A 6,775-nucleotide genomic window follows, 5' to 3' on the forward strand; every position below is an offset into this window, starting at 1 on the left:
ACTTGGAAAACCTGCTTTGCCAGGTCAACACCGATTCGGTTAAGTTTCATGATGACTCCTCCCTTCGTGACTGCTTGTCTTGACAACTTCAGTCTGGCGCATTGACGCCGTAGGAGGGAGGAGTCCATTTCATTGGGCTACGGTTCTTAGGCATTTCGTAGGCGCGGCGGGGACGCCCAGGCCCATGGCCGCGATAGAGCGCGCCCGCAAAAGCATCGCGGGCATGGAGCGCTCCTACGCTCGGCAAGGAAGGCTTGCACATGAATATAGAGTCTGCAAAAGCGCTGCTGGCGGCCTTCCACTAGCCCCTTCTAGCGTTCGCGCAACGCTTCGGCGCGGGCTTTTAGCACGGGCTTGAGCAGGTAGTCCAGCACGCTTTTCTCGCCGGTGATGATGTCCACGGTGGCGATCATGCCGGGAATGATCAGCAAGGGATGCTCATCGCTGCCCAGGTGGCTTTTATCGGTACGCAGCTGGATCAGGTAGAAGCTTTTGCCTTCTTCATCGGTGATGGTGTCGGCGCTGATCAGCTCCAGGTTGGCCCTGAGTCCGCCATAGATGGTGTAGTCGTAGGCGCTGAACTTGACCATGGCCTTCTGCCCGGGATGGAGGAAGGCCACGTCCTGGGGGCGTACTTTCGCTTCGATCAGCAGGTTGTCTTCCAGCGGCACTATTTCCAGCATGTCACTGCCCGGCTGGACGACGCCGCCGATGGTGTTGATCTTCAGCTGTTTGATGATGCCGTTGACCGGAGACACCACCGTGGTGCGGCTGACCCTGTCCTGAATGGCCGAGCTGGTGGCGGTGATTTTCTTCAGTTCGGTGCGGGCATCATTGAGTTCATTGAAGGCCTCGGAGCGAAAGCCCAGCTCGGATTCCTCGATCTTGCTCTTGATCTCGTTGACCGCCGCTTCCGCCCTGGGGATGGCCAGGGTCGTGGCGTCCAGTGAACCGCGCACCTCGACTGCACTGCGGCGCAGGCGGAGTATTTCCACCTGGGAAATTGCCCCGGCGGCTACCAGCGGTTGCGACATGTTCAGCTCTTGCTGAATCAGGCCCAGGCTGGAGCGGTATTGCCGAGCCTTGGAGCGGAATTCCGCGAGTTCCTGGGTTTTCTGCAGCAGCTGTTCGCCCAGTGTTCGTTGTTCGCTGTGCAGGCGTTGTTGTCGCGAGTCATAGAGTGCCAGTTCGTCCTCGGCCAGTTGCGCTGCCGTGCGGGTGATTTCTTCGGGCATGGCGATGGGGCGGCCTTCGGCTTCGGCGGTCAGGCGTTCGATACGGGCGATCAGCGCCAGCCGATCTGCTTCGGTCTCGCCCTTGTTCGAGAGAAAACGGGTGTCGTCGAGACGCAGCAGTACATCGTCCTTGTTCACCAGCTGGCCTTCGCGCACGAATATTTCACTGACGATGCCGCCTTCGAGGTTCTGGATGACCTGGATTTTGCTCGAGGGAATCGCTTTGCCCTCGCCGGTGGTGACTTCTTCGAGCACGGCAAAATGAGCCCAGAGCACGGCGGCGATCAAACAGGCACAGACCACCCAGATGGTGATGCGCGACATCCAGGGCGAATCCTCGAGAATCGCACCCTCGACTTCCGGCATGAACTCGGTGTCCTGCTTGCGCCTGCCCAGGCTGGCGAAGTAGGCGAGGATGGCTCGATGCGGTCGCATAAGTCCCGTCCTATTCCGCTGCCGGGCCGACGCGGCCCTTGCGCAAGGCCTCGATCACCACCTCTTTCGGCCCATCGGCAACGATATGGCCGTTGTCCAGCACCACCAGGCGATCGACCAGACTGAGCATCGAGCTGCGGTGGGTGATCAGCAGCAGGGTTTTGCCCTGGACCCAGGTATGCAAGCGGCTGCGCAGGATTTCTTCGCTGGTGTTGTCCATCGCGCTGGTCGGCTCGTCGAACAGCAGGATCTGTGGGTCGAGCAACAGCGCGCGGGCCAGCAGCACGGCTTGGCGCTGGCCGCCAGAGAGTTGCTGACCACGCTCGCCGACCGGGCGATCGAAGCCTTGCGGGTGTTGCCGAGCCAGTTCACCGACACCGGTCAGCTCGGCCACTTCGAGCATGCGCGCGTCGCTGACATAGCGTGCGCCTAGGGTCAGGTTGTCGCGCAGGCTGCCGGCCAACAACGGCAGGTCGTGAGCAACATAGCCGATCTGGTGGCGCAGGTCGGCCACATCGAGCTGGCGCAGATCCAGGCCGTCGAGCAGGATTTGTCCTTCGTCCGGGGTGTAGAAGCCCATCAGCAGGCGTGCCAGGGTGCTCTTGCCCGAGCCGCTACGGCCGATGATGCCGACCCGCTCGCCAGGATTCAGGCGCAGGCTGGCCTTGGCAAGTGCCGGACTGCTCTGCCCGGGGTAGCTGAAGCTGACCTGACGCACATCGAGGGCCCCCTTTAGCAGGGTGCGCTCCAGCGGTCGCTGCTGGGTCTGGCGTTCTTGTGGCAAGCCCATCAGGGCGTCGGTACTTTGCATGGTCAGGCGCGCCTGCTGGTAGCGGGTGATCAGCCCGGCAACCTGGCCGAGCGGGGCCAGCACCCGGCTATTGAGCATGTAGCAGGCGATCAGCGCGCCGACGCTCATGTCGCCGGCGATGATCGCGTAGACCCCGGCGATGATGATGGCCATGCCGGCGCATTGCTGCAGGAACAGGGTGCCGTTGGTGGCCAGCGATGAGAGGAAGCGGGCGTGGGCATCCAGCCGGGTCAGGGCGCCATGGGTGGTTTCCCACTGGTGTTGGCGTTCGCTTTCCGCGCCGCAGGCCTTGAGGGTTTCCAGGCCGCCGAGGGTTTCGATCAACAGGGCCTGGCGCTCCGCACCCAATGCCAGGCTGCGCTGCACGGTGTCGCGCAGGCGGCCCTGAATGATCAGGGCGAAGATCGCCGTGAGCGGAAAGGCCAGCAGCGGAATGGCGGCCAACGAACCGCCAAGCAAGCCGATCACCACGATCATCAACAGGGCGAAGGGCAGGTCGATCAGGCTGGTCAGGGTCACCGCGGTTAGGAATTCGCGCAGGCCCTGGAAGTCGTGGATGTTCTGCGCGAAGCCGCCGACAGTGGCCGGACGCGCCTTCATGGACATGCCGGTGATGCGTTCGAACAAGGTGGCTGAGAGCACCACATCGGTCTTCTTGCCGGCGCTGTCGAGCAGATTGGCGCGCAGCACGCGCAACAGCAGTTCGAAGGAGGTGCCAATGAACAGGCCGATGGCCAGCACCCAGAGGGTCGAGGTGGCTTGGTTGGGCACCACGCGGTCGTAGGTCTGCATGACGAACAGCGGCACCATCAGACCCAGCACGTTGACCAGCAGGCTGGCCAGCATGGCATCGGTATACAGCCCGCGGGACAGCTTGAGCGTATCGCGGAACCAGGCATCGATGCGTGGCAGCAGTGGCGAGCGAGCGTTCTCCAGCTCATGTCGTGGCCGGGCGAAGAACGCCTGCCCGCTGTAGCCCTCGGCCAGTTGCTCACGCGCAACGCGCTGTTCACCCCCGTCTGCTTCGCACGGCAGAATCAGCGCCTGATCGTTGCCCAGCCACTTGCGCAGGACGGCGCTACGCCCGTTCTTGAGCAATAGCAGTACCGGTAGATTGAGTGCGGAAATGGCCGTCAGTTCGCGGCGCAGCAAGCGGCCTTGCAAGCCTGCCCGCGCGGCCGCTCGGGGCAGCAGGTCGGCGCTCAGGCGCTGTGCGGGCATCGGCAAGCCAGCACTCAGGCTGCCATGACTGACGGTACAGCCGTGGAGCTTGCAGAGGATCAGCAAGCCGTCCAGCAACGGATCGTCGTGGCTCAAGCGTGGATCACTGCTGGAGGGGCCAGCCCTTTCCATTGTCGTCACGGATACCGCTCCTCGACCGGTACTACTTGATTGTCGGCAGGCGCGCCTCGCTCTCCACATTGGACAGAGCTACAGCCTCCGCGGGGATAATCACCTGCTGCTGGCGCAGCAGATCACCCATGGCAGCCAACACGCGGTACATGGCGAACTCTTCGGTGTAACGCACTTCGGTGTAACGACGGTTGGCGGTGAAGAGTTCATTCTCACTATCGAGCAGATCGAGCAGGGTGCGTTGGCCCAGACTGAACTGCTGCTGGTAGGCCTCACGAACCCGTGTAGTGTAGTCGGCATAGTCGCGCGCCTTGGGGGTCTGCAGACGGGCGTTGTCCATGGAGTTCCAGGCCAGCGCAAGATTCTCATTGAGCACGCGCAATGCATTGTTGCGAATGTCCATCGCTTCGTTGATCTGGTGGGCCGAGGATTGCAAGAGAGCCTTGTCGCGCATGCCGTTGAACAGGTTGTAGTTCATCACCACGGCGGCACGCCAGCTGTTGTAGTGACCTTCATCGCCCTGGATATTGTCGTCGGCGTTGGTCGCCAGTTCGACATCGAAGCGTGGGTAGAACGGTGACTTGGCAACTTCATACTGCTTCTCGGCAGCCTGCACGTCGGCTTGCGCCGATTTCAGGAAGGGATTGTTTTGCATCACCGCCTGCCGGGCAGCGTGCAAGTCTTCTGGCAAGGCACTGCGAACCGAGACCGGGGCCACCAGTTCGTCCGGCATGAGCCCGGTCATGCTGATGAAGTTCGCCTGGGCATCCGCCAGGTTGACCTGCTCGGTATATAGGTTGTTTTCCGCCAGGGCCAGGCGCGCGTTGGATTGGTCGAAGTCGGCAGTGCTGCCGACGCCTTGGCGACTACGCAGATCGATTTGATCGGTAATGCGTTGGTGGGCGAGCAGATTGTTCTTGGCCAGATCGACCAGTTCACGGCGCTTCAGCACATCCAGGTAAACCTCGACGGTACGCAGCGCCAGACTCTCCGAAGTGCCGAGCACGCGATAGGCCCGCGAGTTCACTACCGCTTCGGTTCGTGCGACTTCATTGGGGGTGTTGAAACCATCGAACAGCATCTGCCGCAGGCGCAGCTCGGCATTGCGGGCGTTGAGCGTTTCGGTGTTGTGATTGCCCAGCGCCCGGGTGCTGGGGCTGTCGGTATGTTCCCGGCTGTAACCGACAAGCAGGTCGACTGTCGGCAGGTAGCCACCTCTGGCTATCTTCACTTCCTCGTCCGACGAAAGGCGGTTGTTGATTCCCGCGTGGATTTCCGGGTGGTTGTCCAGGGTGCTCTGGATCGCGTCCGGAAGGGTCATCGCTTGAGTCTGGGTGCAGGTCAGGGCCAGCAACATACTGCTCCACAGCGGATTTAGAACGCGCATGTGATGAATCTCCTTGATCAGTGTTCTATTTCTGCCGCCAAAATTTTGGCTAAAGTCCGGGTAAAACTGTTCCACTCTTGTAACAGTAGAGCTAAGAACATCTTTCTGCAGATGCTAAGAAAAATTTATTACAAGGTTTATGAAGAAAAAATCTTATGCAGTCAGGAAAAAGCAGCACATTGTTTCTTGCATGAGCCATGTATTCATTGGTTAACGGTCTGTTGCATGGTGAAAGGAATGGGTGGTCAAGCACGACTTACAACGCGTGGGCAGAGATGTTTCTGATAGGCGTCGCATTGCGGTGGGATACGCGACATTTTTTTGTCGTAAATGATTTTTTGAATGCTCCTGCCAGTTCATTTCACGCAGTCGCCTCTTGAACAACGCCCCATAGTCGCCAAGGCGTCTTGACTCTTTTCAGGCCTGTCGATGCTGGTCGGCAGCTGCAGTGAGGAAGGAATCATGGCTACTTTGATTGGTGTCGTCAGCCAGGTTATCGGTGAGGTTTTTGCGGTAGCCGGCAATGGAGCGCGTCGGGCCCTTGCCGAAGGTGATCGGGTTTTCGCCGGTGAGCAGTTGGTGACCGGCGCGAACGGTGCAGTTGCCATTGCCCTGATCGGCGGTGGCGAGTTGACCCTCGGCCGCGACAGCAACCTGATGCTCGACACGCAACTGCTAGCAGGCGCGCGTGGCGAGGGTTCGGCTGCCGCGGCCCAAGGCGCGGACAGCGCACCCAGCGCCCAGGACCTTGCCGAGGTCGAGCAGTTGCAGGCCGCCATCGAGGCGGGTGAGGATCCGACCGCCAGCTTGGCTGCCACGGCCGCAGGGCCTGGTGCCGGTGCCGCTGGCAATGCCGGCGGCGGGCATTCCTTCGTCTTGCTGGACGAAACTGCGGGTGCGCTCGACCCGGTCATTGGCTTCCCTACCGAGGGCCTGGGTTTCGCTCCGGAGTTTCCAGACCCGGATGTCGTGGCGACTGTTGAGGAGCCGGATTCCAGCCCCGGCGTCGAAGTGGTTTACGACGATCCCAGTATCGACGCCGGGGTGGGCAGCGTTGACGAGGCCGCGTTGCCGGGCGGCAGTAACCCTGACAGCCCCAACGAGACGACTTCCGGCCGATTGCTCATCACCTCTCCCGACGGAATTTCCTCCGTGCAAGTGCAGTTGCAAGTGCAGAGCATCGCGGGGGCGTGGATCGACATTACCAATGGTGGCGTCGTCGAAGGCCAATACGGCACCCTTACCTTCGACTCAGCGGGCAATTGGGTCTACCGCATCACCACCAACACCCTCGATCATGCTATCGCCGGCGCCACGGGGACGGCCGATCAGGTTGCCGAGACCTTTGCCATACGGGTCATAGACAACGATGGCGATGTTTCGCCGGTGGCTCCGCTGATCATTCAGATCAACGACGACGGCCCGAGCATTTCCCTGGCCGAGACCCAACTGCCCAGCCTGGTGGTCGATGAAACCGATCTCTCCACCGATGCCACGGCGGACTTCAGCGGTGCCTTCAGCTCGGCGTTTGGCGCCGATGGTGCTGGCAGCGTC

Annotated in this window: 4 protein-coding genes; 1 reads left to right on the forward strand and 3 read right to left on the reverse strand. The window is 61.2% G+C overall.

Annotation, left to right across the window (positions count from 1 at the left end; all coding sequences use genetic code 11):
* Positions 1 to 311: 311 nt before the first annotated feature.
* Genes ABZE94_RS19210 through ABZE94_RS19220 form a run of 3 tightly spaced genes read right to left on the reverse strand, consistent with a single transcriptional unit; the run spans position 312 to position 5,221 of the window.
* Positions 312 to 1,670 (reverse strand): HlyD family type I secretion periplasmic adaptor subunit, encoded by a 1,359-nt coding sequence (locus ABZE94_RS19210; protein WP_372877500.1) that lies wholly within the window; start codon positions 1,668 to 1,670, stop codon positions 312 to 314.
* 10 nt (positions 1,671 to 1,680) lie between these two features.
* The gene (locus ABZE94_RS19215; protein ID WP_372877502.1) at positions 1,681 to 3,843 is read right to left on the reverse strand and encodes a type I secretion system permease/ATPase; all 2,163 of its coding nucleotides are present in this window, start codon (positions 3,841 to 3,843) and stop codon (positions 1,681 to 1,683) included.
* 22 nt (positions 3,844 to 3,865) lie between these two features.
* Positions 3,866 to 5,221 (reverse strand): TolC family outer membrane protein, encoded by a 1,356-nt coding sequence (locus ABZE94_RS19220; protein ID WP_372877504.1) that lies wholly within the window; start codon positions 5,219 to 5,221, stop codon positions 3,866 to 3,868.
* A 429-nt stretch (positions 5,222 to 5,650) separates the two neighbouring features.
* Here ABZE94_RS19220 and ABZE94_RS19225 point away from each other — a divergent pair.
* On the forward strand, positions 5,651 to 6,775 hold a 1,125-nt coding region (locus ABZE94_RS19225; RefSeq protein ID WP_372877506.1), incomplete at its 3' end, for a retention module-containing protein.

This window comes from Pseudomonas sp. (assembly GCF_041601375.1).
Lineage (GTDB): Bacteria > Pseudomonadota > Gammaproteobacteria > Pseudomonadales > Pseudomonadaceae > Aquipseudomonas.